This window comes from Paraburkholderia sp. GAS448, assembly GCF_050435685.1.
Classification (GTDB): Bacteria; Pseudomonadota; Gammaproteobacteria; order Burkholderiales; family Burkholderiaceae; genus Paraburkholderia.
In genome coordinates, this window is the sequence record NZ_JBNDKT010000001.1 from 257,595 (window position 1) to 282,673 (window position 25,079).

19 protein-coding genes are annotated in these 25,079 nt (G+C 62.3%); 3 read left to right on the plus strand and 16 right to left on the minus strand.

Going from position 1 to position 25,079, the window contains the following annotated elements; genetic code table 11:
- Positions 1-60: 60 nt before the first annotated feature.
- From P3T23_RS01160 to P3T23_RS01230, 15 genes are all read right to left on the minus strand, one after another.
- The gene (locus P3T23_RS01160) at positions 61-252 is read right to left on the minus strand and encodes a ferredoxin (RefSeq protein ID WP_429314357.1); all 192 of its coding nucleotides are present in this window, start codon (positions 250-252) and stop codon (positions 61-63) included.
- Positions 249-1,520, minus strand: coding sequence for an NADH-ubiquinone oxidoreductase-F iron-sulfur binding region domain-containing protein (locus P3T23_RS01165; protein WP_429314358.1), 1,272 nt, complete (start codon positions 1,518-1,520; stop codon positions 249-251). The genes P3T23_RS01160 and P3T23_RS01165 overlap by 4 nt, the downstream gene beginning before the upstream one ends.
- On the minus strand, positions 1,517-2,167 hold the full coding sequence (locus tag P3T23_RS01170) for an isochorismatase family protein (protein ID WP_429314359.1): 651 nt from the start codon (positions 2,165-2,167) through the stop codon (positions 1,517-1,519). The genes P3T23_RS01165 and P3T23_RS01170 overlap by 4 nt, the downstream gene beginning before the upstream one ends.
- Complete coding sequence (locus P3T23_RS01175) at positions 2,164-2,832, minus strand: hypothetical protein (RefSeq protein ID WP_429314360.1); 669 nt, start codon at positions 2,830-2,832, stop codon at positions 2,164-2,166. Before P3T23_RS01175 ends, P3T23_RS01170 begins: the two co-directional genes overlap by 4 nt.
- Positions 2,756-3,610, minus strand: coding sequence for an aromatic ring-hydroxylating oxygenase subunit alpha (locus P3T23_RS01180; protein ID WP_429314361.1), 855 nt, complete (start codon positions 3,608-3,610; stop codon positions 2,756-2,758). The genes P3T23_RS01175 and P3T23_RS01180 overlap by 77 nt, the downstream gene beginning before the upstream one ends.
- 17 nt (positions 3,611-3,627) lie before the next feature.
- Positions 3,628-4,164 (minus strand): aromatic-ring-hydroxylating dioxygenase subunit beta, encoded by a 537-nt coding sequence (locus tag P3T23_RS01185; protein WP_429314362.1) that lies wholly within the window; start codon positions 4,162-4,164, stop codon positions 3,628-3,630.
- A gap of 332 nt (positions 4,165-4,496) precedes the next feature.
- The gene (locus P3T23_RS01190) at positions 4,497-6,521 is read right to left on the minus strand and encodes a sigma-54-dependent Fis family transcriptional regulator (protein ID WP_429314363.1); all 2,025 of its coding nucleotides are present in this window, start codon (positions 6,519-6,521) and stop codon (positions 4,497-4,499) included.
- Between the two features lie 356 nt (positions 6,522-6,877).
- Positions 6,878-7,384: an acetone carboxylase subunit gamma gene (locus P3T23_RS01195; protein WP_429314364.1), complete on the minus strand. Its 507-nt coding sequence runs from the start codon at positions 7,382-7,384 to the stop codon at positions 6,878-6,880.
- Between the two features lie 43 nt (positions 7,385-7,427).
- Positions 7,428-9,752 (minus strand): hydantoinase B/oxoprolinase family protein, encoded by a 2,325-nt coding sequence (locus tag P3T23_RS01200; protein ID WP_429314365.1) that lies wholly within the window; start codon positions 9,750-9,752, stop codon positions 7,428-7,430.
- Between the two features lie 10 nt (positions 9,753-9,762).
- The gene (locus P3T23_RS01205) at positions 9,763-11,910 is read right to left on the minus strand and encodes a hydantoinase/oxoprolinase family protein (protein ID WP_429314366.1); all 2,148 of its coding nucleotides are present in this window, start codon (positions 11,908-11,910) and stop codon (positions 9,763-9,765) included.
- A gap of 298 nt (positions 11,911-12,208) precedes the next feature.
- Complete coding sequence (locus P3T23_RS01210; RefSeq protein WP_429314367.1) at positions 12,209-14,236, minus strand: sigma-54-dependent Fis family transcriptional regulator; 2,028 nt, start codon at positions 14,234-14,236, stop codon at positions 12,209-12,211.
- 683 nt (positions 14,237-14,919) lie between these two features.
- Complete coding sequence (locus tag P3T23_RS01215; protein WP_429314368.1) at positions 14,920-15,579, minus strand: DUF2894 domain-containing protein; 660 nt, start codon at positions 15,577-15,579, stop codon at positions 14,920-14,922.
- Positions 15,572-16,219: an OmpA family protein gene (locus tag P3T23_RS01220; RefSeq protein ID WP_429314369.1), complete on the minus strand. Its 648-nt coding sequence runs from the start codon at positions 16,217-16,219 to the stop codon at positions 15,572-15,574. The genes P3T23_RS01215 and P3T23_RS01220 overlap by 8 nt, the downstream gene beginning before the upstream one ends.
- Positions 16,216-18,312 (minus strand): DUF802 domain-containing protein, encoded by a 2,097-nt coding sequence (locus P3T23_RS01225; protein WP_429314827.1) that lies wholly within the window; start codon positions 18,310-18,312, stop codon positions 16,216-16,218. Before P3T23_RS01225 ends, P3T23_RS01220 begins: the two co-directional genes overlap by 4 nt.
- 10 nt (positions 18,313-18,322) lie before the next feature.
- Positions 18,323-19,066: a DUF3348 domain-containing protein gene (locus P3T23_RS01230; protein WP_429314370.1), complete on the minus strand. Its 744-nt coding sequence runs from the start codon at positions 19,064-19,066 to the stop codon at positions 18,323-18,325.
- A 228-nt stretch (positions 19,067-19,294) separates the two neighbouring features.
- On the opposite strand from P3T23_RS01230, the gene P3T23_RS01235 reads away from it, so the two are divergent.
- Complete coding sequence (locus tag P3T23_RS01235) at positions 19,295-20,128, plus strand: amidohydrolase family protein (RefSeq protein WP_429314371.1); 834 nt, start codon at positions 19,295-19,297, stop codon at positions 20,126-20,128.
- A 59-nt stretch (positions 20,129-20,187) separates the two neighbouring features.
- The gene (locus P3T23_RS01240; RefSeq protein ID WP_429314372.1) at positions 20,188-22,158 is read left to right on the plus strand and encodes an enterotoxin; all 1,971 of its coding nucleotides are present in this window, start codon (positions 20,188-20,190) and stop codon (positions 22,156-22,158) included.
- A 44-nt stretch (positions 22,159-22,202) separates the two neighbouring features.
- Here P3T23_RS01240 and P3T23_RS01245 read toward each other — a convergent pair whose 3' ends face one another.
- Positions 22,203-24,152, minus strand: a complete 1,950-nt coding sequence (locus P3T23_RS01245; RefSeq protein WP_429314373.1) for a beta-galactosidase — start codon at positions 24,150-24,152, stop codon at positions 22,203-22,205.
- Positions 24,153-24,454: 302 nt separating this feature from the next.
- Between P3T23_RS01245 and P3T23_RS01250 the strand changes: the two genes are divergently transcribed.
- Positions 24,455-25,057 (plus strand): phosphatase PAP2 family protein, encoded by a 603-nt coding sequence (locus tag P3T23_RS01250; protein WP_429314828.1) that lies wholly within the window; start codon positions 24,455-24,457, stop codon positions 25,055-25,057.
- The last annotated feature ends 22 nt before the right edge of the window (positions 25,058-25,079 follow it).

Here is a 25,079-nt window from a genome sequence, read left to right on the forward strand (position 1 = left end):
TGCCGACGTGCGCCGTCGGCGGGTACGTTCATCGGTTTCCAGCCTGTAAGGCCGCCGCGTTCACGCGGTCGTGATCGCCTTTTCCGGGCAGCGGCGGGCGGCTTCGAGCACTTTTTCCTGCTCGCCTTCTGCCACCTCGCCATTTCCGATCACGGACGCGTAACCGAATTCGTCGAGCTGGAAACGGCTCGGACAGATCTCGGCGCAGGTGCCATAGCCCGCGCATTTAGTAGCATCGAGGAAGACTTTCATGCTTGAGTCCTTTCTGAGTGATCCGGCGTGGAGCTCGCTTCGTACGAGGGCGCCGGTGGGATTCGGGGAAGTTCATGGGCAAAGTGACCGACGAGCGAACGACTCAGTGTTGCGGCGCCGTCAAGGAAAGCGCAGGCGCCACGCCCCGGGAAGGTCGTGCCCCAGCGCTGCAGATTGCTCACGTCGGCGGGCGTGCCACGCCCATCACGAAGCGAAACGATGGTCTGGGCAATCGCAGCCGTACCTTTGACGCAGACGCCGCACTGGCCCGCGGTCTCGCGGCCATACCACTGCGCGACCTCCGCCGCAAAACCGATAGGGCTGTCCTCTGCGCCGAGCGCGGTGATCGCACCGCAGCCCCAACCGCTGCCGGCCTCCTTGCAGGCCTCGAAGCAGCACACGAGTCCGGCATGCTCCGGGCTTAGCAGGCCTGCAAACCAGCCGCCCATCGCGAACGCCTGCAGTGGCGAACTGAGTCCGCCGCCGAGCTGCTCGAACAACTCGCTCACACGCATGCCGAACGGAATCTCATAAACGCCCGGACGACGGCATGCGCCCGCGAGCGTGACAAGCGTCGTGCCCGGTGAAGTCTCAGTACCATAGCGACGATATTCGGCTGCACCATGACGGCTGATCCAAGCGGCATGGGCCAATGTTTCGATGTTCTGAACCAGGGTCGGCAGGCCGTCGACGCCGCTTTCGAATGGCCGTGGCGGCTTCGCCTTCGGCAGAGCCGGCCCGCCACTGATCGCCTGACATGCCGCAGTTTCTTCGCCCGCGACGTAAGTCGGTGAGACGCAATGAATGTCGATAACCGGCAATTCCGCGAACAGTGCGGCGGCGCGCAACTCGTCGATCGCGCGGCCAACCGTCTCCGCAGTTTCCGGATGCGAGAGGTAAACGACGACTCGGCCAGCGCCGACCACCTCGGCGGCAAGCAGCAGCCCGTCGAGCACAAGGTGTGGCCGGTGTGTGAGCAGCCAGCGATCCTTGAACGAAGCTGGCTCGCCCTCCTCGCCATTCGCCACGACAACTTTCGCTCCGGCCCGCTCGGCTACCGAGCGCCATTTGATATGTGCGGGAAAGCCTGCGCCGCCACGCCCACGTAGCACTGCCGCCTCGATCTCAGCAAGCGGATCAAGAGCCGTGCGGGCATAAGTGCCAAGCGCTCGCTCCGCCACCAGACCAAGTGTGCCGTCACGAGCTTCAGGCACAACCAGACGTGGCTCGATGCCTGAATGCGCGGTGGCATGCGGGATCGCGTTCATGCCGCTCCCCGTGCCGCGCTTACTACCTTGAGCGCTCCATCCAGGTCGATGACGTCGCCGTACTTTGCCTGGATATCGAACAGGTTCGCCTCGTGTGGCTCCACTGCGCGATCGCCCACGCATTCGCGTGGCACCAGGCACGTATAGCCGAGCATGCACCCGTCCACCACCGTGGCGCGCACGCAGCCAGATGTCGTTGCGCCACAAACGATCAGTGTGTCGATACCGAGTGCAGTCAGCTGGTTCGCCAGATCGGTTCCACTGAACGCTGACGCGCCACGCTTGGTGATCACGACCTCGTCTTCGGTCGACTTGAGACGGGCATCCACTTCGACCCAGCGCGACCCTTCGATCAGCCCGAGCATTGCTGGCATCTTGCGCAGCCAGACGCTGTTGGCCTGCATGGGCTTGGTCCACGCAATGGTCGTGTAAATCACCGGCACACCAGCTTCCCGCGCCCGATCCAACAGTGTCAGCGTCGAATCGACGACCTGATCGAGATTGCCGCCGGCCGGAAATGTCGGATCAGTGAAGCCGTAGATCAGATCTACAACGATCACAGCGGGCCGCCCCCCGGCTTCCAGCGCACCACCAAGCCCCCGCTCGGCATACAGCGCCAATACATCCGCCTGCGAACGCGTGCTCATGACTGATCTTCCCGCACGGAGCCTGCCGGCACCGGCGAAGTCTGGCGGTCGGCATCGAGCTCGGTCGAGGGCCATTCGCCTTCCGGCGTGCGCATCAGATCCGCGTAGAAACGGTACATATTGCGCATCACACCTTCCTCGAAGCGGCTGTCGTATACAACCCCGGGGCCGGGCCATTCTCCCTCCGGCACGCGTTTTGCAATCCCCACGCCTGGCAGCCCCATCTGGTAGTTGAGCGTGAAGCCGAGCCGATCCACCGCAGAAGATTGACCGTTGCGACAGATGGAGGCCATCGGTTCTGTGTCGTCCATCTCGAACGCCCCGCCCATCGAGAATGTGCCGAGACCAGATTTGTAGACGCGCTCCTTCTGTTCAGGCGTCATGTTGCGGTAGGTCGCGAACCAGTTCCACACCTCGACCTTGCCCGGGCCCTTCGGTTGCCATGTGCGAATTGTGATGATGCCGGTAGGGGCATGCTTCGCACCATCTTCCGTCATCGGCAAAGCAAGGATTGCAAAATTCGGGAACACGTTCGCGATAAACACGCGCGAACGGCGGGCAACCTCAAGCTGCTCCTCGGAAATGCGGCTAGTGTTGAACGTCCTGGCGAACTCCTCCGGATAGCCAAAGAAGTTTGGGCCGGACTCGTCGCCCTTGGCCGCCATCGAAAACGACAGGGAATGGCCCGGCGCGGCCTGGATGATACCCCTTCATGTTCTCCGCGAACGAAAGCGGAAATGCACCGATCTCCCACACCGAGCGGTGTAGAGTACCGAGATGGTAGTCATCCCCCGAGAAGTTTTCAGAGCCGGTCTTCCAGTCAGCATCGAACACGAAGCGCTGCGGCGCGGCAAGCATCTCAAGCCCGTGCTCGTTCAGGCCGAACACGAGATCCAGGTACCACGCCATGCCGCCGAGATACTCACGCAGCGGCGGCGCATTCTCGTCCAGTGTTGCGAAGATGAAGCCGTGGTAGCTTTCGACCTGCGCCGCGCGGGCAAGACCGTTACACGACTTGTCTACGCCGCTGAATGCCTGCTTCCACATCGGCGCGCCGACGAGGCGCCCCTTCGAGTCGTAAGTCCAACCGTGATACGGACAGCGGAAATGTGAGGTATTGCCCGCATCGGCGCGACACACCTGTACGCCTCGATGACGGCACGCGTCGAGCAATACGTTGATCTCGCCGTCTTCGTCGCGTATGACAATGAAATCGTCCTCGCCGATCTTGCGCAGCACGTAATCGCCATTCGAGGCGATCTCGGACTCATGGGCAAGGAATACCCAACAGCGCGCAAAAACGCGGTCGAGCTCCATCTTATGTAGCCCCTCGTTGCCAAACAGCGCAGCCGGGATACGCCCGTGCGCGACACCCGCATCGAGGTCGTCGAGCAGTTGATCCGGATTCGTCTTCCAGCTGATTTTTTTGTATTCGTTACTCATGGTTCGCGCTCCAACCGTCAGAAGAACATCGCCAGGTTATGCGAGGGAATCGCGGTCGCATCGAGATAGACGACGCGTTGCTTCAGTTTCCAGCTGCCATCCTGAGGTTCGAGCAAATCGTGGCGCTCGCCCGAGAACAAATGAGCCACCGTCTGCTCCTGTCGGGTACGGTAAATAAGCAGGGACGTACGCGCTGCGACCACGCCGTCTTCTCGAGGCGCGCTCACACGCACATTCGACACGAAATGGCGGATACGCGACGGCGGGTCCTCCGCCCAGGCATAGCCGGTCTCATTGCGCGCGACGCGCGCCAACAGCGAACCGTAGTTCTCGTTGAGATGGAAGCTGCCCTTGACGAAGCCGCTGCCATGCGCACGAGACACTGTATTGCGGATCGGCACCTGGTAGACGATATCCCGACTGACCATGTGATCGATCCAGTCTCGCTCACGCAGACCATCGAAAAGTTCAGCTTCAAGGTTCATCCAGTTAACGATCTCGTAGTACAGCGCGAAATCGGCGACAGCGTCGCGTCCTGCCTGCAGGGGATTCATGCGCACACCCTCCAACTCCTCGTGTTCGTCCAGTTAGGATCCAATATTGCATACATTTCTTTTGGGAGCAAGTGGGTAACTACCCTCGCAGGGGCGCTTTCAAGCAGGTGGGACGAAAGGGATCAATGGGATGGACTGGGGTCGACACCTGTTGTCGAGGCTGCTCAATTCCGCTAGCAGGTCGCGCTACCCCAATCCACAGCACCGCACGCCAGATTTGGCGTCCAACTTCTGGATTATTTTCTGTCAGCTTCTGCTTGGTTTGTCAGTGGCTGACGAGGTCAAGAAGCAGAAGCACATGACCTCACAGCCAGGTTGAGTGGACGGACCTCCTAACGGCCCTGGTCCCGGATTTCAACCAGCGTTCGATCCAGGCCATATTTCCTGAGCTTCTGGTACAGCGTGCTCTTCGCAATACCCAGGTGCCTTGCCGCCGAAGTCAGGTTCCCGCGAGAGATGGCGATCGCGCTGCGAATCGCTCCCTGCTCCGACGCTTCCATCATGCCCCGGCCGTCGCGGGAAAAAGGCTCATCGCATCCGGCGGGAATCGGCTCGTCACCCGCGCGCAACTCCGCTGGCAGATCAGCGAGCGTAAGGACCGCTGAGCCTGCCGTAAGAAGCATACTTTCCACCACGTTATGAAGCTCCCGGACGTTCCCCGGCCATGAATACGCGCAGAGCGCCGCAACCACTTCGTCGTCCACCGCCGGGCTTGCCCTGCCTAGCTCCGTCGCAAACTTCCGGAGCAGATATTCCGTGAGGCGGCGAATGTCCCCCGGCCGGTCGCGCAGCGGCGGGATACGGATACTGGTCACCGCGACGCGATAGAAGAAGTCCATTCGAAAGCGCCCTTCTGAGACCTCCTTTCTCAAGTCGCGATTGGTCGCCGCGACGAGACGAAAGGTCACCTTCCTCGGGACGTTTTCGCCGAGCCGATAGATCTCCCCCTGTTCCAGCACGCGCAGGAAATGCGGCTGCAGATCTACCGGCATTTCGCCGATTTCGTCGAGAAACAGGGTCCCGCCATTGGCTGCTTCGATCTTGCCAAGCGCGCCTCCTCGGCGTGCACCGGTAAAGGCGCCATCACCATAGCCGAATAGTTCGCTGGCGAGCAGTTCGCGTGACAGGCCGCCGCAGTTGAGCGCAATAAACGGCCCCTCCTTCGCCTGGCTCGCGTGGTGGATTCCCTTGGCAAACAATTCCTTACCCACGCCAGTCTCGCCGAGCAACACAACTGGCGCACGTGAACGCGCGATCTGCCGGGCCTTGTCCACGGCATCGAGCAATGCCGGCGCTTCGCCCTGGATGCGTTCGAAGCCGGCTGTCGATCCACCCTCGGCGTCGCAACCGGATGCACTGCTGACCCTGCGCGCAGAGCTGTGACGCTGCGCGAACGGCACGATCAGCAGGCTGCCGATGCGCCTGCCGTCGTCGATCACCGGCTCGATCCAGTCAGGCTGGATCCACTGGGGGAGATCCATAGGTGTCGTACTGGTGAGCGCAGAATCGGTGGCAAGCGCCAGGATCCGGCGAGGCCGTGCGAGCGAAAGATCGCCGCCGGCTGCCGCGATCGCGGCTTCGGCCTGCTCATTGACCTTGATCGGATAGCCGCCATGGTCGAACACCACGGCGCCGTCGGACGCAAGCATCGCGAGGCGCGTCATGCAGCGATCCAGCAGCCGATAGCGAAGCTCCATCGTCCGCGCAGCAAGACGGCTCTCGATCCGGCTGGCTGCCGTGACGACCAGCGCCAGGCTGTGACGATTGTAGGATTCGGACAGGCCGGACACGTCGATGACGCCGATGATCGTACCGTCGCGCGGGTCGCGGATCGCATTGGCCGAGCAGGTCCAGCGCTTGATGCCGGCGCAGAAGTGTTCGGCAGAATGGATCTGCACGGGCTGGCCGACCTCGATCGCGGTGCCGATCGCATTGGTGCCACAGATCATCTCGTTCCAGGACGCGCCGGGCAGGAGCTGAATCCCATGCGCGGAAGAAATGGCAGCGGGGTCCCCCTCGAGATTCAGGATGGTGCCGGCCGGCTCGGCAAGCGCCATGACCGTTTCGGTTTGCGCAAGAAAGTCGCGTGCATGCGCCATCACCGGAGCACTCGCCTCGATCAGATCGCGGTGATTGCGTTGCAACGAATACAGAAGATGCTCATCCAGCGGCGGTGGCGCGTGGCCCAGCGTGGGATCCACCTGCCAGTCGAGGCAGCGCTGCCACGATGTGTCAACGAGGTGCCGCACGACACTGTGCGGTGCTTCTCCTCCGCTCAGGAACCGTTCCCAGGCAGCCATGACGAACGCTTCGTCGCCAGGGTTCGAGAACATCTGCGTGGCATCCGGCATATCCATTACCTGTCTCCTTCTTCATGCCGTCTTATACCGCACCGCAACATGGCGGATGCAGCCGGCTCGTGCAAGAGGAGGGGCAAGATCGATGCCACCGCGAGAACGCCGGAAGAGGAAGCTCAGCGCACCACCGAACGTTTGATTTCCGGACGGTGGCCGCACGGGCTGCGTTCGATTCTCGAACGGTCCGGATGAACGGCTCGCCCGCGCGGACAGCCCGCTCGTTGCGGCGCATCAAACGACCTGCAGGGCTGTGATAAAGCCGCACAGCGAGCGGCACTGCGGCGGCGTCAATCGATGGATTGGCGCCGCCCGCGGGGGAGAACCGGGCGCGAGACAACTGCGCCCTGGACCAGGCGCTAGTCAGCGCGCTCGGGAACCGGCAACTGCAGCCAGTCCTTGTAGAACGCCTCGATGTCCGGCTCGAAATCGTGAATCACCGGATACCACGGCGTCGGTGCTTCGACGTCGTGCATGGTTCCGCAACTCGGACAGTAATACTCGCGGTAGACCTGCCACTGGGTGTCGGGCGCCATGAGCTTCGGATAGACCTCGAGCATGGCCTCCTCCGTGTCGCGCACATAGACGTTGGCATACAGTTTCCAGTTTTCGCGGTAGTCGCAGAACTCATGGCCGCAGTCGCATTTGACCAGCCAGTGTTTGCTTTTCGCGGCCTGCACGATATGCAGGTGCGGTCCAAGCGGCAAGACTATCCTGTCGGGCCACGAGACTTTCCCCTGCAACACTTCGAGATACTGGCTAAAGCGCTCATGATCCTTCGGCATGGACAACATGCGTACGGTCGTATCCCAGTCGAGTCGTCCATCGACCAGATTGCCGACCTGTTCTTTCGTGTAAGCAGACATTTCGCTACTCCTTGATTCGCTTCGATATCGATATCGGGACGGATTACTCTTCGACCTGAACCACGGTGGTCACGTCGGGCAGCAACGAAAGATCCATCCTGTACTTCGAGCCGTAGGACGGCACGTCCAGTTCCGCCTCGGTCATGTTCCAGTCGGCAGGCAGATCCCAGAACTTCCGGAAGTCGTTGAGGAATTTCTGCGACAACCCGAAGCTGGTCGCGAACATGTGACGCACCGGGCGCGACGCATGTTTGGTGAGGACGCGTTCACGCTCTTCCTTCATCCATTCCCGCGTCGGCAACGAGCGGGCAAGCCGCTCCTTGCGGATTTCGCCACGGCGCTTCAGGGTCTTTTGCGCATCGACCGTCCAGATCCCCGTTTTGTCCTGCGCCAACACCGCGCCATAGACCTTCTCGGCAAACTCCGGGAGCAGAAACCCGTGGTTGAGATCCTTTGCAATGGCTTCCGTTTCCCGATCGAGCGGATCACCAAAGCCCGGACCTCCGCGCAGGTAATTGAGGTACAGGTCATGGTTTTCGTAGCAATCCTCCGTCGTCATGCATTGCTTGTCGCGCTTGACCCTGGAAGTCGCATCGATGTGCCGCTCGTAGTCCGGTGCGTCGGGATTCGTGTCGCCGCCGAGCGGCAGCGAGAGTCCCTGTGCGATGCGCTCTTTCAGGCCCGTTTTGTGCGCTTCGAACCGGTAGCCGGTGGCAGACGGATAGCCGCCCATGAACCCCCAGTCGCTGTTCATGTAACCATTGCCCATGAAGAACATGGTCCAGTCCTGAGCCTTCCAGACCATGCGCAGCGTTTCGAAACCACACCCGCCGCGGTACTTGCCATAGCCACCGGAATTGGCTTTGACGTTGCGCCCGAGATAGAGCAACGGTTCGGCCATCTCCCAGATCTCGATGTCGCCCATGTCGCCTTCGGGATTCCAGATCGCCGCGGCGTGATTGAGACCGTCCTTGATGGCACCTGCGCCCGTGCCGCAGGACGAGGCCTCGAAGCTGTTGACCGCGTGCACCTCGCCGTCCTGGTTGATGCCCCCGCCTTGCAACCAGTTCGATGTGTTGGCATTGCCCGCGTTGACTTCCTCCAGATAGCCGCGGCTGAAGTACGCCTGGCCCAGCCCCCGCCACATGGCGCTCCACCCCGATACCAGAAAGTGCCATGCATAGGCGTGCCCGGTTCGGCGATCGTCCGGATTCATCCATGTGCCCTTGGGCAAGCGGAACTCCGTGCCGAAGTAGGCGCCGTCGTTGATGCGCTGGGTCGGCACCAGGGTCTGGGTCATCATGACCCAGATGCCGCTCGTAAAGGCGACGTGGTGGGCGTTATAGGTGTGCCATCCCCAGCGGCTCGCGCCTTCGAAATCCAGTCGCCATGTCGCGTCGGGCCGGATCGTCATTTCCACCGGCGAGTGCATGATGGTGTCGATCTTTGCAAAGGCCGAGGGCGTCTGGATATCCTCGTGCGCATAGGGCACATCGACAAAGGCGACCTTGCGGTACTTGCCGGGCAGCGTCATCGCCTTGATGCGGCTTTGCAAGCCGCGACGGCCCTCTTCGATGACCTCGTAGCTGAACTTCTCGTAGGCCTCCAGCCCCTCGGTGGCGATGATCTCCTCCACCATGTCGCGGATCATGTGGCAACCGGCGATCCGCGTGCGCTCGTCCAGGATCCAGTACTTCGGCGTGCGCACCGAGCGCTGGCTTTCATGCAGCCAGTCGCGCAGCGGCTGGTCGTTCACGCCAGTCTTGCGGCAGGTGATCTGGTAGCCGTCGCCGAAGCGCTGGACCTGGCCCGTCGACATGGAACCCGGCGTCACCGCACCAGTGTCGATCACGTGCGTCACGCCGCCCACCCAGCCGATGAGCCTGCCGGCCCAGAAGATCGGCACGATCGTCGCAATGTCGCAAGGATGGACATTGCCGATCGAGCAGTCGTTATTGGTGAACATGTCCCCCGGATTGATGCCCGGATTGTCCTCCCAATTGTTCTCGATCATGTACTTGATCGCGGCGCCCATCGTGCCGACGTGAATGATGATGCCGGTCGAGGTCAGCACGCAGTCGCCGACCGCGTTATACAGCGTGAAGCACAGTTCCCCTTCCTGCTCGACGATCGGCGACGCAGCAATCTTCTTTGCGGTTTCGCGAGCGTGCACCAGACCGCCGCGAATCTTGGAGAACAGCTTCTCGTAGCCGATCGGATCCTTCTCGCGCAACTCGAGCCGGGCGAGCCCGTTGTAATGGCCAGTCTTGCTGGTGCGCTCCATGATCTCGGCGCGGAACGCTTTCAGGGTCTTGCCGTCGGCAAGCAGATCGGCCTGGCCCACTTCCTTTGATGACATGAGGTTCATTTTCGTCTCCTTACTTCACTTCTTGCAGATGGAACAGACGATGCTTGTCGAGCGTGGTTTCGAATCCATCAGGCACGACGAAGGTGGTGGAGGCGGACTCGATGATGGCCGGCCCGACGATGTGGTTACCCGCCATGAGCGACTCCATCTGCCAGATGTCGGCTTCGACCCACGTCTTGTGCCGATAGAACGGGCGCTTGCCCAGATACGCGGACTTGGGAGGTGTTTCGCCCGCTTCCGGGTCCTCCGGCAGCACTGGCTTCTGTGTGGCGACAAGGCCGCGCATGATGGCGCCGGTAGCGCTGAAGCCCAGTTCCGGTGAGCGGGCAGAACTCGCGTACACCCTCGAGTAGGTTTCCTCGAACGCGTCGGTGATCTTTTTCCAGTCCGCGGGGGTGGTCGCTGCGCTGATCGGCGAGGTGATCTCCAGATCGTTCAGTTGTCCCATGTACTGCATCCGGTAGCCGGGCAACAGCGTGATGTCTTCCAGCTTGAAGCCGTTGATGACGAACTCTTCAACGACCTTGTCGGCCAGTTCCTTCCACGCTTCCTGGATGACCGAGCAAGCCGCCGCTTTCTGTTCGTCGGGCGCATCCGGCGCGACCGCGATATCCACGCTCTTGTCGTAGCGGTACTCGAAGTCGGCGCAGGCGCAACCGAACGCAGAAAATCCGGCTGCCCATGCCGGGACGATCACGTCCTTGAAGCCGAGACCTTCCGTATATCCGTAGGTATGCACCGGCCCTGCGCCGCCGTACGAGAAGCACACAAAGTCTGTGGGGTTGTAGCCCTTCGCGCTGATGTTGGCGCGCAGGTACTCGTGCAGACTGAGATCGAGCAGTTCGATCACGCCCGCCGCGGCGTCTTCCACGGAGAGGCCAAGCGGATCGGCGATCTGGGCCTTGATGTGTTGCCGTGCGCGTTCGACGTCGAGCTTGATGGCGCCGCCGAGAAAGTTGTGGGGGTTGAGATAACCCAGCACCACATGGCAATCGGACACCGACACCGTATCAAGCCCGCTTTCGGGCCAGCACGTGCCGACGCGATAGCCCGCACTGTCCGGCCCGAGCTTGATGGAACCGCTATAGGGATCGAGCCGTACAAAGCTGCCGGCACCCGCGCCTACCGAATCCATTGCCACCAGTGGCAGCGACAGCACGAGCCGGGCCATGTCCGGATCGGACGCGATCGCAAAGTTGCCTTTGGTGATCAGCGCCATGTCGAAACTGGTGCCGCCGATATCGCTGCATGCGATGTTCTCGTAGCCTAGTCTTTCGCCGAGCAGCCGCGAGCCGATGACACCGCCGATCGGACCGGAGACAATCGTGCGTGCGAGTTCCTTGGCCTTCCAGCTGATCGTCCCACCGTGCGTGGCCATCACCCGCAGATCAAACCTGGCGCCGTGCTTCCTGAAGCGGTCGCTGACCTTCTGCAGCGTCTGCCGTGACGGTTCAGCCGCGTACGCTTCGAGAATGGTCGTATTCGTGCGATGGCTTTCCTTGCGCGACGGGTAGTAGTCGACCGATGCAAAGACCGGGATGTCCGAGCCGATTTTCTTCAGTTCGTCACGACAGATATCGCGAGCGCGTTTTTCACTCGACTCATTCTTGTGCGACTGCAGCAGACAAATGGCAATCGCCTTCGATCCGGCGGTCACGAGTTCCCGTGTTGCCTTGCGCACTTCATCTTCGCGCAGGGGAATCACGATTTCACCCTGAACATCGGTGCGTTCCGTCACGCCCCGGGTGCGCGAAAGCGGGACCAGCGGTTCGTCGTAGCGGTGGGTGTTGAGGTGGATGCGTTCTTCCAGCGCGTAGCCGAGATAACTCTGGATGGCCCGCCCCATCGAGTGAATCTGTTCGAAGCCTCGATTGCAGATCAGTCCCACATCCAGGCCCTTGCGCTGAACGACGCGATTGAGCATCGCCGTTCCGGAATAGACGCAGGTCACCAGTTCCGGATAAACCTCGTCCACTTCGCGCGCCCACTGCGTCAGCGCGTCTTTGGACGACTCCAGGATCGCCAGTGACTCGTCTGCGGGATTGCTTTGGGCTTTACCAACCACGAACCGGCCATCCGAGCGCACGAAGAAGGTATCGGTCATCGTGCCGCCGGCATCGATGCCCAGTACCTGGACGTGTGAAAGTTGCTGTTCCATTAGTGTCTCCAGCTCTCCTTGATTGAACATCGCCTCAACGGGGAGGCGCGATGCGAAGCGACTGTTGCGATTCGCTTCGGAAGAACTAAAGGCAAGGGATATGCCACTGAGTGCCGAATCGGCGTCTCACCGGCAAACTACTGAATGGATTGGCTTTTCGGGGAGCTACCGGCGCGCTCGCGGTGAACGGGGGGTTCACGCAACGACCGGTTCCTGAACGGTCGGCCGTTTGGAGAGCGGAATTCGAACGCAGGTCTGACGGCGAGCGTGACGTGCGGGAAGTCGACCAGGTTCAACGTTACCGGCTGACACGCCGGGTGATCCCAAGGTCGTGCGCCAGCGCGTACTTCCTGATCTTCTGATAGAGCGTGCTTTTTGCTATGCCAAGCTGAGCAGCCGCCTGGGTCAGGTTGCCCTGACTTTGCTGGATCGCAAAACGAATCGACTCTGCCTCCGCCATCTCCAGCGACCGGACTTTTTGGCGCGCAAGTGCGGACAGCCCAGAGGACGCCGTATCTCGAACGCCCCCGGGAGACACGGCCAAAGCGCCGATTTCGGGCGGCAGCTCGGCGACTGTCATGATTCCGTCGCGGGCCATGAGTACCGCGCCCTCGATCGCATTTCGCATCTCGCGAACGTTGCCGGGCCAGGTGTAGTTCAGCAGACATTCATACGCCACGTCGTCGAAGACGGCATGGCTTACGCCATACCGTTCGCGCGAGACACTCAGCCAGTGCTCGATCATTTCGGGCAAATCCGTCTTGCGTTCGCGCAGTGGCGGTATCGAAATGTTCGTGACGGCCAGCCGGTAATACAGATCCATGCGGAATTTACCGTCAGCGACGTCTGCACGCAGGTCGCGATGCGTGGCGGCGATCAGGCGCAAGCTGACCTTGCGAGGCGCATTCTCGCCCAACCGGTAGATCTCCCCCTCCTCCAACACGCGCAGCAGATGCGGCTGGATGTCGAGCGGCATTTCGCCGATCTCGTCGAGGAACAGCGTGCCGTGATTCGCCGCTTCGATTTTGCCTGTCATGCCTGACCTGCGTGCGCCGGTAAACGCGCCTTCGGCATAACCAAACAGCTCACTGCTCAACAAATCGCGGGACAAGCCACCGCAGTTCAGCGCGACGAAGGGACCGTCTGCCCTCGAGCTGGCCTGGTGAATGCCTTGCGCGAACAACTCCTTGCCAACGCCGGTTTCGCCGAGGAGCAGCACCGGGACCGAGGCTTTGGCCAGCTGCTGCGCCTTCTGGATAGCCGTCCGCAGTGCAGGGCTCGTGCCGACAATGCGAGCGAACGCCCCGGCAGGCGTGGGCCCGGCGACCGGCATCGCGTCAGACAACGAAGTGACGCGCCGACTGGCAGCCGGCGCAATCAACATGAAGCCGAGCGTGTCGGCGCCTTCAGTGACGCGTTCAATTCGTGCGAGACGCAACCACGCCGGTGATTGCGGCGACATGGAGCCACCGGCAATCCTGGCGATGTCAGGGATCGGAAAAGCGTTGTCCAGTGCGCCTGATACGCCAAGCCGCGCAAAGGCGGCTGACGCCTGCGGGTTGGCTCTGACGAGACGTCCGGACTCGTCCACCACTACGACGCCGTCCGTACGACCGGAGCAGTAAGCCATGCAACGCTCCATCAGGCGCAGACGGCGCTCCATTGCGAACTTCCCGAGCCGGCTCTCGATACGCCCGGCCATCGAGACGATAAACGCCAGGCTATGCTGGCTCCAGGTTTGCGCAAGCCCCGAGACATCGAGTACGCCGAGTACGGTGCCGTCGAGCGGATCGCGGATCACCGTAGCAGAGCATGTCCACTGCTTGATACCCGCGCAGAAATGCTCCGAACCATGGATCTGGACCGGTTGCTGCAAAGCGAGGGCGGTGCCGATCGCGTTGGTGCCACAACTGAGCTCGGTCCAGTTACAACCAGGTATCAACCGGACCTCGCCGGCGGGTTCAACGATGCGCGTGTCGCCGGCCATTTCGAGGATCATGCCGTCCGGATCCGCGAGCAGCAGAATGGTCCCCGTCTGCGAAAGGAACTCGCGTGTCTGCTGGATAAGCGGCACGCTGGCATGCATCAGGCGGTCGTTCCTGCCGCGCAGGTCGAACAGAGCCCCTTCTTCCAGCGGTAGTGGGGCGCCTGCCGTATCGGGCGCCACCCGGCCATCGAGGCAGCGCTGCCAGGAATCGTCAACGACCCCACGCAGGGCACCAGAGTGCGGCTTGTCACCTTGAATCAAACGCTCCCACGCCGCCATGACGCTGGCGTCCCGATCGGGACTGGAAAACCAGTCCATCGGTGTGTCTGTCTCTTTCATGCTGTCTCCGTGCGAGCACGAGTACCTCACCCGATCAGAGGGTTCGCCTTGCCTTATGGCGTTTTCCTTTTTTGCCATGGAGGCGCGATTGCCTCAGTCACCTCCGTCTGAATTCTATGCCCGAAATACAGCACCGTCCGAAAATCGAACGCTTTGCGCAAACGGCACCCGTTCAAGCGCCGTAAAACATACACAAATATCCATAAAATCAACGACTTGATATCGCAACGGCGATGCTGGCATGACCCATGCATTTAACTGGGCGAAGGCGAGTCGCAAGATTGTTTCCGCGCTCGGTCTCGTAGCAGAAGAGCGCTCACGATTGGGCGACAGGAAAGAGGTCGAAGGAGAAGACGATGAACACCGGTCAGAGGTCCCTGCGCTTGCTCGTCGAAAAGTGGCTGGCGCCCACTGCGGCGATGCCGGCTCACGTCACACGGTTTAGTCGCATGGGTACGAGTCAGAGACGCTATGTGTGCGTCGAAGCGTTACATTCGAGCGGCCTGCTGGCGTTTTTTTTCTTCAGACACGATGACGGATCGTGGTGTGTATTCCCACCCGGCACTGAACGGCCAACCATGAGAGTGTGATCGGCTTCAGGAAATCATGACCGGTGAGCTCACGATACAGGCCATAACCGGTTGGCCCCGCCTCGTACACCACCGCGGGGTCCACAGCGACCACTATGTCTGGCGTGATTTGCCCCGAACATTCTTCCTGACGCTCCCGGCGCGAGGCACATCTTTACCTGCCAATGCGCCGCCGCCGTTCATCTGCTCCATCCACGACAAGGTCTCGACGTACGACAGGAACTGCTGGAGATACCCTGGCGAAAGCTCGCGCATCAGCGAGAGCGACCGATGCACGAGGCTACTCGAGTTGAGCGGACCGGCATTCCCAGGCACTTGTTCCAGCGACTGCCGCAACTGTCTCTCGGTACTGACCTTGGACCAGGTCTCCCTGAAGTAATCGAGCATCTCCAGTTCTGGCCAGGAGGGTGGCCGGGTCACCCGGTTAGCCGCCACGGTACCGTCGCCATCCACCAATGCATGGCTGGCAATGTAATCGATCAGTCCAGCAAGCGCTCCGCGTGCAGGCTCGCATAGCGATGCCGCGCTGCCGGCATCGGCAGCCTTGCTTGCGGCGCGCTCGAGATCGCCAGCGTAAGTCTCAAGCAGTCTGGACAACCGGTCGTCCAGGATACGGCGCGTCTCGCCGCTGTGGCCGGCCGCCCGCCGATCCAGCGCCTCGATGAAATGAAAGCGGACGGGATCCAGGCGATCGGCGCCGCGCTCGCGCCATGCGTCGAGCATCGCCCGGGCGCGTGTCCCGCCACTACTCATGGGGCTTCACCGTTGCGGTCGACGGCCTCGGGACAGGCGCTATTTCCACGCGCCGGTTCCTGGCCCGCCCCTCGTCGTCGGCATTCGAGCTCACGGGCTGCCCGGAGCCGAACGCGGCCGCAAATACCGAGGACGCGGGGATGCCGTCATCGATCAACGCACGGGTCACCGTCAACGCGCGCTGGGCCGACAGCTCCCAGTTGTCGGCAAAGCGCCGGTTACCCTCTCGCAGCTGCCGGTCATCGGTAAAGCCGCTCACCATCAGGATCTCGTCATTGGCCTGAAGGTAAGCGGACAGCGGCCCGGCCAGGCTCTTCAATACGGCCCGGCCGTCGGGCTGCAATTGATCGGAGTTCAGCGCGAACAACACGCTACCGTTGATGCCGATGCGCCCGTTGATCAGCGTCACCCGGCCCGCCGCCAGCGGCCCTGCCAACGCCTGCTCCAGGGTCTTGCGGCGCTGCGTTTCCATCTGCCGCTGCTTGACCTCCTGCTCGAGCCTGGTCGAGAGTTCCAGCTGCACGCCGATGACGCTCACCAGGATCAGCACGAAGGCGCCGACCAGCACGGACATCAGGTCGCCGAAGACGGCCCATATCGGTGCCGTCGGCTCCACGCCGCCGTCGATCTCCTCGCTCATGCCGCTTCGGCTCCGGCGGACGCCCGCTGGCCGGCGAGCTGTTGCAGGTCTTCGACGATCTGCTTCTGCGACATCATGCTCAGGTCGATGACTTCTCTCGCCTGCGCCACGTAATAGGCAAGCTGCTCGTCACTGCGCGCGAGGGACTTGTCCAGCGCGGCTTCGATACGCTGCAGGTGGGCCACCAGCTTGTCGTTCGACTCGCCGAACAACTGTACGGATACCCCGAATGCTTCACCCAGGCTCGCCACCTCGACCGCGCTGCCGGTGACCTGTGCGGCAACGGCGCCCAGCTTCCCGGTTTCGGCCTCGACCTTGTCGGTGAAACGGGTGCCGACACGATCCAGCAGATCCGCCGACGTGGCCACGAGCGCGTCGACGGCTGAGCGCTGCTCGGTGGAGGCATGGTTCACGGCATCGAGCAGGGTTTCCAGCGTTTCCAGCAAGCGACTACGTTCCTCCAGCATCGCGGTGTCGCGGGCCACGCTGTCGGAGAGCTTCTGGCGCAGTTCGCCGACGATTTCGGCCGCGGCCCTCGGGGCTTCCGATGCGGCCTGCACGAGCCGGGAGATCTCCGCAATCGTGTCGCTGGCGTGTGCCTGCGTCTGGACCGATATATCGCGCGCGGTCCGCGCCAGCGTGTCGCAGATCTCCTGCTGCCGGCTCGCGGCGTGCACGCTCGTCTCTTTCCAAGCCTCATGCAGCGTAGCGGCCATCGAACCGAGCGTCCCGGTCCAGGCCGCGAGCCGTCGCTGGTCCTGTGATGCCAGTTCCGTCTGCCAGTCCGCATGCGACTGGCCTACGGTGCGCAGCAGCGACGCCGAGTGTTGTTCGAAGGTGGCTGCGGCCGCCGCCAGGGCGTGCTGGTTGCGGTCCGCCAGTTTTTCGTTGACATGTTCTTGCCGCGACAGCGCATCGTTCCACGCATCGGACACACTGCCCGCGGTGGCTTCCAGCTGCGCGGAGACGCCGTCCAGCAGGCCGGCAGAGCGTTGCTCGAAGGTTTCGGTGAATTGATCCAGCGACGCACGCAGGTGCCCGGCAAGCGCCTCGCTGGATCGCTGGTGCCCTGCCAGTGCCTGGTTCCAGATGTCCGCCACGGTCGTGGTCGTCGCCTCGAAACCGGTCGACAGCCCGTCCAGATGCCGTTGCACGGCGTGTGTGACGGTGTCGTGCAGCGAGGCCGTCTCGCGCGCGAGACCCGCCATCGTGGCCTCCATGACCGGCTGCAGCGCCGCACCGGCAACGCGTGCGCTTTCGGCGACGCTCTCCCTCAACGACTGCTCCACGGAGGAAGCGAGGCGCGTATAGGCGGCCTCGGCCTTGCCGTGGAAAGCGTCCTGGCTGGCGATCTGCCGCTCATTCAAGGCAAGGCTCTGTTGCTCTATGGTCGCCATCATCGTCTGGAGGCGATCGACCAGGGTAGGCATCACTTCCGCCTGCCGCTGCAGGAGCTTGAAGGTCTCCTCGCGCTGATGGGTCTGCGAGTAGATGCGCAACGTCGTCGCGATCTTCACGTCGAGAAGCTGCGCCGCCTGAATCCGCTCGCGACGGCACAACGCGGAAAGCAGCCCCAGCATGGCGGATGTGGCCACGCCGGCAATCGAGGTGCCGAACGCAAATCCCAGCCCCTTGACCGGTGCTGCCAGCGAAGCCCGGATAGCCTGCAAGTCAGTCGCGCTCTCCAGCGCCATCCCGGTGCCCTTCAGGGTCGCGACCATGCCGAGGAGCGTGCCCAGCATGCCCAGCAACACCAGCAAACCGACCAGATACGGCGTCAGCGCCGGCCCCGGCAAGGCCACGCGCTCACCCTCGATGCGCAGGCGCACCGCACTGCGCAGGCTGGGATGCAATGGGTCAAGCCAGGCGCTCAGGCCTGGCGGTGGTTCGGACAGGCCCGCGACGGCACGCGCCAGGGTGGAAGTGGCCTGGCTGTAGCGTTGCAGTTCGAACGCGCCCGTGAGGTAGCAGGCGCCAACCAGCAACGTGACAGCCAGCGCCAGCGGGTTCGAGCCGAGGTAGCCGGCGCCGATCCAGCACACAGCGGCCAAACCAACCAGAAAAACGACGAGATCAAAACGATATCTGGACATAGTGTCCCAGTCAGCTGGTGCGAAGGGCCGCGAGCAACCCTTCGACCGGTTGTAAACGAACATCCAGTTCGGCGAGCAACACGCTCTGCATATCCTTGCGGAACACATCCAGCCATGCGCCGGACGTGACCGCCGGGGCGTCTCCCGAGGCCTGGGCGTCGGCCAGCGTCTCCTGCCCGGCCTGGCGCAAGCGCTCGAAGTGCCCTCCGAGCAACTCGGGCACGGTGGCCAGCAGAGTCCGTTCGCGCGAGCCCAGCGCTCGCTCCATGACGGCATCCACCACCGCGAGCCGGGTCATGTCGGGCGTCCTGGCGGCCAGCATTCCCCGCAGGCGGCCGCGTAGATTGCCGATACCCGTCTCCATCGCCTGCTGCATGGCGAGATAGCGTTGACGAAAAACCGGGTAATCGACCGGCGCATCCGTCGGGGCCTCCCGGGAGGACGCTTGTGCCGGCCCGTGCCGCCTCGCGGCGGCGAACGCGCTATCGCCGACGATGGCATTCGCCAACGAGGTGCGCACACGGGCGCACTCGTTCTCTTCAGCGCTGCCGAAGGCTCGCGCGCGCGAGGCTACGGAAGGCGGATTGCCGCTCAGCGCCGTGGACAGCGCGATGGCGTCGGTCCACTCGAGCCATTGGCTCAGCCGGTCAGAGAGCGATTGCCGGGATTCGGGAACATCGACGTCCGTCAGGCGAGCAAGTAAGCGAATGAGCGCCGGGCCGCTGAAAGCTGTGCGCTGTGGTACTTGCAACATACAACCAGAGAACCAGAGTCAAAAAATCAGCAGTTTACACGCCGGCAGGGTGGGGGCTGCCATATCTTGATTTGCGGGGGGCGAGAGTAGAATTTCGGCGTGGTCGATACGGCGCCTGCAATGCTTCGATTTCGGCCGGAGCGGTCGTTCGCCCATCGGCGTTGGCGTGTCCGCCAGGAGCGGCGAAAAGGTGCGCCGAAGCCGCGAACCTGCCGGAGAAACTCGACAATGAACATCTTCGACGAAGCAAAGATCGACTGTCACAACCATATTTTCGACCCTGCGCGCTTTCCCTATCGCGCCGATACCGCGTACCGGCCATCGATGCAGGAGATCGGCACGGCTGCGCAGTTTGCCCGCGTCATGGACGCATACGGCGTGCGACATGCGCTGCTCGTCGGTCCGACGAGCGGCTATCGCACCGACAATCGCTGCATGCTCGACGCCATCGCAGGAGGTGGCGGTCGTTTCAGGGGCATCGGGGTGGTGGACAATGGCGTAAGCCGTGCAGAACTGGTGGAGATGAAAGGCGCGAGCGTCGTCGGCGTCGCCTTCAATCCGGCGATGGAGGGCGTCGAAGCGATGAGCGATGCCGACGCGCTCTTCAACACACTGACCGACCTCGACATGTTCGCGCAGATCCAGGTCACGGGTGATCAGCTGATTGCGCTGGAACCGTTGATCGAGCGGACCGTCACGCGAATACTCATCGACCACTGCGGCCGGCCTGATGTCGCGGCTGGGATGAACCAGCCCGGTTTCCAGGCGCTGCTGCGCCTTGCCGACACCGGTCGCACCGTCGTCAAGATTTCCGGGATGCAGAAATTTTCCCGCCTGGATCATCCCTACGAGGACGCACAGATCTTCGCGCGAGAAATCCTCCGCGTTTTCGGACCAGACCAGTGTGTATGGGGGTCGGACTGGCCGTTTCTGCGCTCGCCGGTGCGGCTGGACTATGGGCCGCTGCTGATGCTCTTCGAACAGCTGGTTCCAGATTCCGATGCGCGTCGGCGCGTGCTGTGGAACACGCCGCGCAGGCTGTTCGGGTTTGGAGTGGCTTGAACGCGACCCGCGGTTGTCGGTACTCTATGGGCCAACCTTACGCGTACTGGCCGTCTTCCATGCACGCCAAAGAAGCGAAAGAAGCTGCGCTCATGCATCCCGGCATGCCCGTGTTTCAGACGAGCGGTGCCCGGCATTCCTTCGGCAACGCGGCGATCGTCCTGAGCTGGACCATCAGGAACCAGCACCTGGCCGGTTTTGCGCTGACCGACCGCGCGCATGCGCGCACGCTATCGGTAAGCGCGCCCTTCGTGCTATCGCTGGCCGACGGTCGCACACTGGGCATTGCCAACCTGAAACTGCTTGCTCCACTGCGTGAAGAGGCGCTGACGGCAAATGCCGAGGCGTCTCGACTGGCCGAACGGATTGCGGGCACACGCATAAGCGCCCTCCTCGGTGACGAGCAGGATCGCCTGCGGGTGGAATGGAGTGTGGAGCAACACGATGGCTCGCTCTATCTGCGCGAACGGGTGGCGATTACCGCGATCAGCCAGAACGAGGATATCGTCACAGTGTCACTGCTCGAGACGCAGGTGGCGGGCGCCCGCGCAAGCGGCGAGTTCAAGGGAGCGCCTGTTGTAGCAGGCAACGTCTATCTTGGCTTCGAGCTTCCCTTGTCGGAGAGTCAGGTACTCGACGACAGCGTGAGGTTCATTCTGTCGAGGGCGTTGCCGCTGGAAAAAGGCAAGACCATTGTCTATTCGGCGGTGGCCGGGGTGGTTCGCGACGGTCAGTTGCGCCGCGATTTCGCAACCTGTCTGGAACGCGAACGAGCCCGTCCGTACCGCCCGTTCCTGCACTACAACTCATGGAATGATCTTGGCTGCTCCATGCCGTACACGGAGGGGGAAGCGGTCGAACGCATCGACGCCATCGGCCGCGAGTTGCACGAAAAGCGCGGCGTGCAGCTCGATTCGTTCCTGTTCGATGACGGCTGGGACGACCTCAGCGGCAGCTGGCATGTCGGCCAGAATCTTCCGCGCGGTTTTGCGCCGTTGCGCGACGCTGCCGCACGTTACGGCGCTGCACCCGGCATCTGGCTGTCACCGTGGGGCGGCTACGGCCTGACCCGGCAGGAACGCGTGACGCGCGGCCGTGCCGCCGGCTACGAAATCATCGATGGCCGTTTCGCGCTGTCGGGGCCGAAATACTACCAACGCTTCCGTGAGGTGGTCCTCGAACTGCTTTGTCAGCACGGCATCAATCATTTCAAGTTCGACGGTACCGGCAATGCAGACAAGGTGTTCCCGGGTAGCCGCTTTAACAGCGATTGGGACGCGGCGATCAAGCTGATCGAGGACATCCGTCACGCGAGGCCCGACACCTTCATCAATCTCACCACGGGCACCCATCCTTCGCCGTTCTGGCTGCGCTATGCCGACTCGATCTGGCGTGGCGGCGAGGATGACAACCTGGCCGGTGTCGGCAGCAATCGCGAGCGCTGGATCACCTACCGCGATGCACAGACGTATCACAACGTCGTAACCGGTAGCCCGCTCTTTCCGCTCAACTCGCTGATGCTTCACGGCGTCATCTACGAGCAGGGTAACGCACGGCTCAACGCTGACGGAGGCGAGGCGTTTGCCAACGAAGTCCGTTCGTACTTCGGCAGCGGCACCCAGTTGCAGGAGATGTACATCACGCCATCGCTCCTGAGCGACGGCGACTGGGACGTCCTCGCCGAGTCTGCAAAGTGGGCCCGCGCGAACGCCGACGTGCTGCGCGACAGCCACTGGATCGGTGGTGCGCCGGACCAGCTGCAAGTGTATGGCTGGGCGGCCTGGTCGCCGGCAAAGGCGATCGTCACGCTGCGCAATCCCGACAGCCAGGCGCAGAGCTTCATGCTCGACCTGCGGCTGCAACTTGAACTGCCGTCCGCCGCGGCAGCACGGTTCAGCACGCGCACCCTGTGGCACGGCCCTGCGTCGCATACGCCTGCGGTCATGGACGCGGACCGGCCACAGCCAATCCAGCTCTCGCCATTCGAAGTGTTCACTCTGGAGCTTCTACCGGCCAGTATCGACGGGTAATCGAGGTGAGCGTCAAGCTCCAGGCGCTGGTTCGAATGCTTTGTTCAGGAGAGCGTGCGCCTTAGTTCGACGGGCTTCGCTTCGACCTGGTGCAGATCAAAAATGACGATCACGTTCGCACCCTGCCTGAGCCATGGAGCAGGACAATACAGGCGCTTTTGCGGGCCAATATTCCAATAGCGCCCAAGGTTGTGCCCGTTGACCCAGACTACTCCTTTGGTCCAGTGACGCATGTCGACGTACGTATCGCCGACAGTATCCAGCGACACGCTCGCCTTGAAAAACAGTCCGGCCTTGCGCGGGTTCGCGCAGACGGGCCGCAGGTTCGCGATAAACGCCCTATCCATCGGCAGCAGGAAGACTTCCCAGCCAGTGAGCGTATTGCCCGAACCTCCTGCATCCCGCAGCGTGACAGATTCGAGAATGCCCTTGCGGTCGATCATCGCGTGGCCATAGTTGACACGCCCCATGCCTTCGACAAGGATTTCGAGCGATGCTGAGCCGTCAGGCGGCGCATACGAAAGCGCGAGCGGCGCGCGTTGTGTGACATTCAGCGGCTGTGCGCAGCGCGCTGGCACGAACGCCCTCGAGACGCCTCCCGCATATTGCCCGTCAACGAAAACGGTCGCGTAATCGTGGACATCCCTGATATCCAGAATGCCGCCACGGTAATCCTGCAGATTCTTGCGATACAGCACAAAGCCGAATGCCTGGCCATACATTTCGAAGGGCTGCGGGTTGACGGTCTGTGCGGCTGGCAGCGCAGCGGGCAGGTTGTCCCAGATAGACGCATAGAGAACCGGCATCAGCGCGTCGCCGCCAGTGCGCCCTATCGTGGCGACCCGTTCAGGCACGCTCGGCAAGAGCGTGGGCAGGTGGTGACCGATCACGTCCCGATACTTCATGAATTTCGACGTCGCCACACCCTGCTCGCTAATGGGCGCCGCGTAGTCGTAGCTGGTAATGTCGGGTTGGTATTCGCCTGAATCGACGTCCACGTTAGCGCCCGCATAGAACCCGAAGCTGGTGCCACCATGAATCACATAGAGGTTGAACGAAAGCCTGAGCCGCATGAGCGCGTCCAGCGTGCCGGAGATATCGACAGCCGTACCCTGCAGCGTCGTGTCGCCCCAATGGGTCAGCCAGCCGGGATACACTTCGCCGGCCATGACCGGCACTTCCGGAAACGCCTGCCGCGCAACAGCGATCTGTGCCGCATCGCCGTTGCTCAATGCGATCGCGCCGCCGGTGACGTTCGTGCGATTCTGTTGCAGTTGACCGAGACCATCTTCGGTATAGAACGGCCCTTGTATCCCGCCCTCGAGCCAAAGCTGCCGGATTTCTCCGATGTAGGCAGGATTGCTCGCGTATGAGCCGAATTCATTTTCTATCTGAATCATCAGGATCGGCCCGCCATTGCTTACCAGCAGCGGCTTGATACGCGGAGTCAGTTCCCTGATGTAGCGGGCCACCGCCGACATGTAGCGAGGGTCGTTGGCCGAGTCGGTCCGAAGCTGGATGTCCGGATGCCTCAGCAGGTAGGAAGGAAGGCCACCCAGATCCCATTCACCGCAGATATATGGGCCAGGTCGGAGCAACACCCACATTCCCTCGCGCCGGCACAGACGGATGAACGCTTCGATGTCGCGGTTTTCAGTGTGAAAATCGAAAACCCCTCGCCTAGTCTCATGGTAATTCCACATGATGTAGAGCGAGATGGTGTTCATCCCCATCGCCTTTGCCATCCGGATGCGATGCTGCCAGTATTCGGCCGGAATGCGGGCGGGGTGCATCTCTCCGCTGCGAATCTGGAAAGGCTCCCCGTCGAGCAGGAAGTGCTCGCCGTCTTCGCTGAAAGCAAAGGCGTGTGCGCCTTTCACGGTCCGGACTGGTTCGACCGTGCCGGTGGCGCTGCCACGCGGACCTCTCCCGTCGCCGCTCGCCGGCCTGATTTGCACGAGGGCGGGGAATGCCGGGGATACTCTCGTGTCCACTTGCCTCACCTCCCAGATCAAACTCGTCGTATGCCGTCGGCCAGCATCGCTGTGGCACAGCCCTGTAACCCGCGATCGCTGTGTCACCAGAGCCTGCCTCAGCATCCCATAAGGTTCCTGAGTCTAAAATGGGCCCGTAACGCTCAAGCGTATTCCATCTTATGCGCGGATCGACGTGAAGACTGCCGATCGTGGCGGACGCACGTCTTTGTCCCTTCTGTAACAATCTGGGCCGTCGCCTGATCTGTACTGCATCAATCAGCGCGCCGCCCCGACCTGTAATGCTCAACGCCCCCATTGCAATGAATAACCTCGAAGCGTTCAACCGGGCGCTCTTTCTCACGATCAACGGCACGACATCCACGCCAGTCTGGCTGATCGACGTAGCGGTGCTGATCGGCAACGACCTGATCTACCTGATTCCGCTGTTGCTGACAGGCATGTGGCTCTCCGGCGATGAAAAACAGCGCAGCGCTGCGGTCCGGGCATGCCTCGTCGCGCTGCTCGCGCTGGGCATCAATCAGCTTATCGGCATCATATGGCCACATCCCCGGCCGTCCATGATCGGGCTCGGCCATACGTTTCTGTCGCACTCGGCGGACTCGTCGTTCCCGAGCGATCACGGCACCGTATTCGCCAGTGTCGCGCTGACGCTGCTGTTCGAGGGCCTGCTATGGACTGGCGGATCGACGCTGCTGATCGGAGCGGCCGTAGCGTGGGCACGTGTGTTTCTCGGCGTGCATTTCCCGCTCGACATGCTCGGGGCAGTCCTCGTCGCATACATAGCCTGCGCGCTGATCACGCCGCTCTGGCGACTCGGCGGCGCTCCCGTGACGCGCTTTGTGATCGTGGTGTACCGCAAGCTGCTCGCCTGGCCTATCGGCTTCGGCTGGTTGCGCCCCTGATCCGGGGCACCCTGAAAAGCGC

Coding starts and splice junctions, on each gene's coding strand:
- P3T23_RS01160 (WP_429314357.1), bottom strand. CDS start 252: ATGAAAGTCTTCCTCGATGCTACTAAATGCGCGGGCTATGGCACCTGC.
- P3T23_RS01165 (WP_429314358.1), bottom strand. CDS start 1,520: ATGAACGCGATCCCGCATGCCACCGCGCATTCAGGCATCGAGCCACGT.
- P3T23_RS01170 (WP_429314359.1), bottom strand. CDS start 2,167: ATGAGCACGCGTTCGCAGGCGGATGTATTGGCGCTGTATGCCGAGCGG.
- P3T23_RS01175 (WP_429314360.1), bottom strand. CDS start 2,832: ATGGCGGCCAAGGGCGACGAGTCCGGCCCAAACTTCTTTGGCTATCCG.
- P3T23_RS01180 (WP_429314361.1), bottom strand. CDS start 3,610: ATGAGTAACGAATACAAAAAAATCAGCTGGAAGACGAATCCGGATCAA.
- P3T23_RS01185 (WP_429314362.1), bottom strand. CDS start 4,164: ATGAATCCCCTGCAGGCAGGACGCGACGCTGTCGCCGATTTCGCGCTG.
- P3T23_RS01190 (WP_429314363.1), bottom strand. CDS start 6,521: ATGGATATGCCGGATGCCACGCAGATGTTCTCGAACCCTGGCGACGAA.
- P3T23_RS01195 (WP_429314364.1), bottom strand. CDS start 7,384: ATGTCTGCTTACACGAAAGAACAGGTCGGCAATCTGGTCGATGGACGA.
- P3T23_RS01200 (WP_429314365.1), bottom strand. CDS start 9,752: ATGAACCTCATGTCATCAAAGGAAGTGGGCCAGGCCGATCTGCTTGCC.
- P3T23_RS01205 (WP_429314366.1), bottom strand. CDS start 11,910: ATGGAACAGCAACTTTCACACGTCCAGGTACTGGGCATCGATGCCGGC.
- P3T23_RS01210 (WP_429314367.1), bottom strand. CDS start 14,236: ATGAAAGAGACAGACACACCGATGGACTGGTTTTCCAGTCCCGATCGG.
- P3T23_RS01215 (WP_429314368.1), bottom strand. CDS start 15,579: ATGAGTAGTGGCGGGACACGCGCCCGGGCGATGCTCGACGCATGGCGC.
- P3T23_RS01220 (WP_429314369.1), bottom strand. CDS start 16,219: ATGAGCGAGGAGATCGACGGCGGCGTGGAGCCGACGGCACCGATATGG.
- P3T23_RS01225 (WP_429314827.1), bottom strand. CDS start 18,312: ATGTCCAGATATCGTTTTGATCTCGTCGTTTTTCTGGTTGGTTTGGCC.
- P3T23_RS01230 (WP_429314370.1), bottom strand. CDS start 19,066: ATGTTGCAAGTACCACAGCGCACAGCTTTCAGCGGCCCGGCGCTCATT.
- P3T23_RS01235 (WP_429314371.1), top strand. CDS start 19,295: ATGAACATCTTCGACGAAGCAAAGATCGACTGTCACAACCATATTTTC.
- P3T23_RS01240 (WP_429314372.1), top strand. CDS start 20,188: ATGCACGCCAAAGAAGCGAAAGAAGCTGCGCTCATGCATCCCGGCATG.
- P3T23_RS01250 (WP_429314828.1), top strand. CDS start 24,455: ATGAATAACCTCGAAGCGTTCAACCGGGCGCTCTTTCTCACGATCAAC.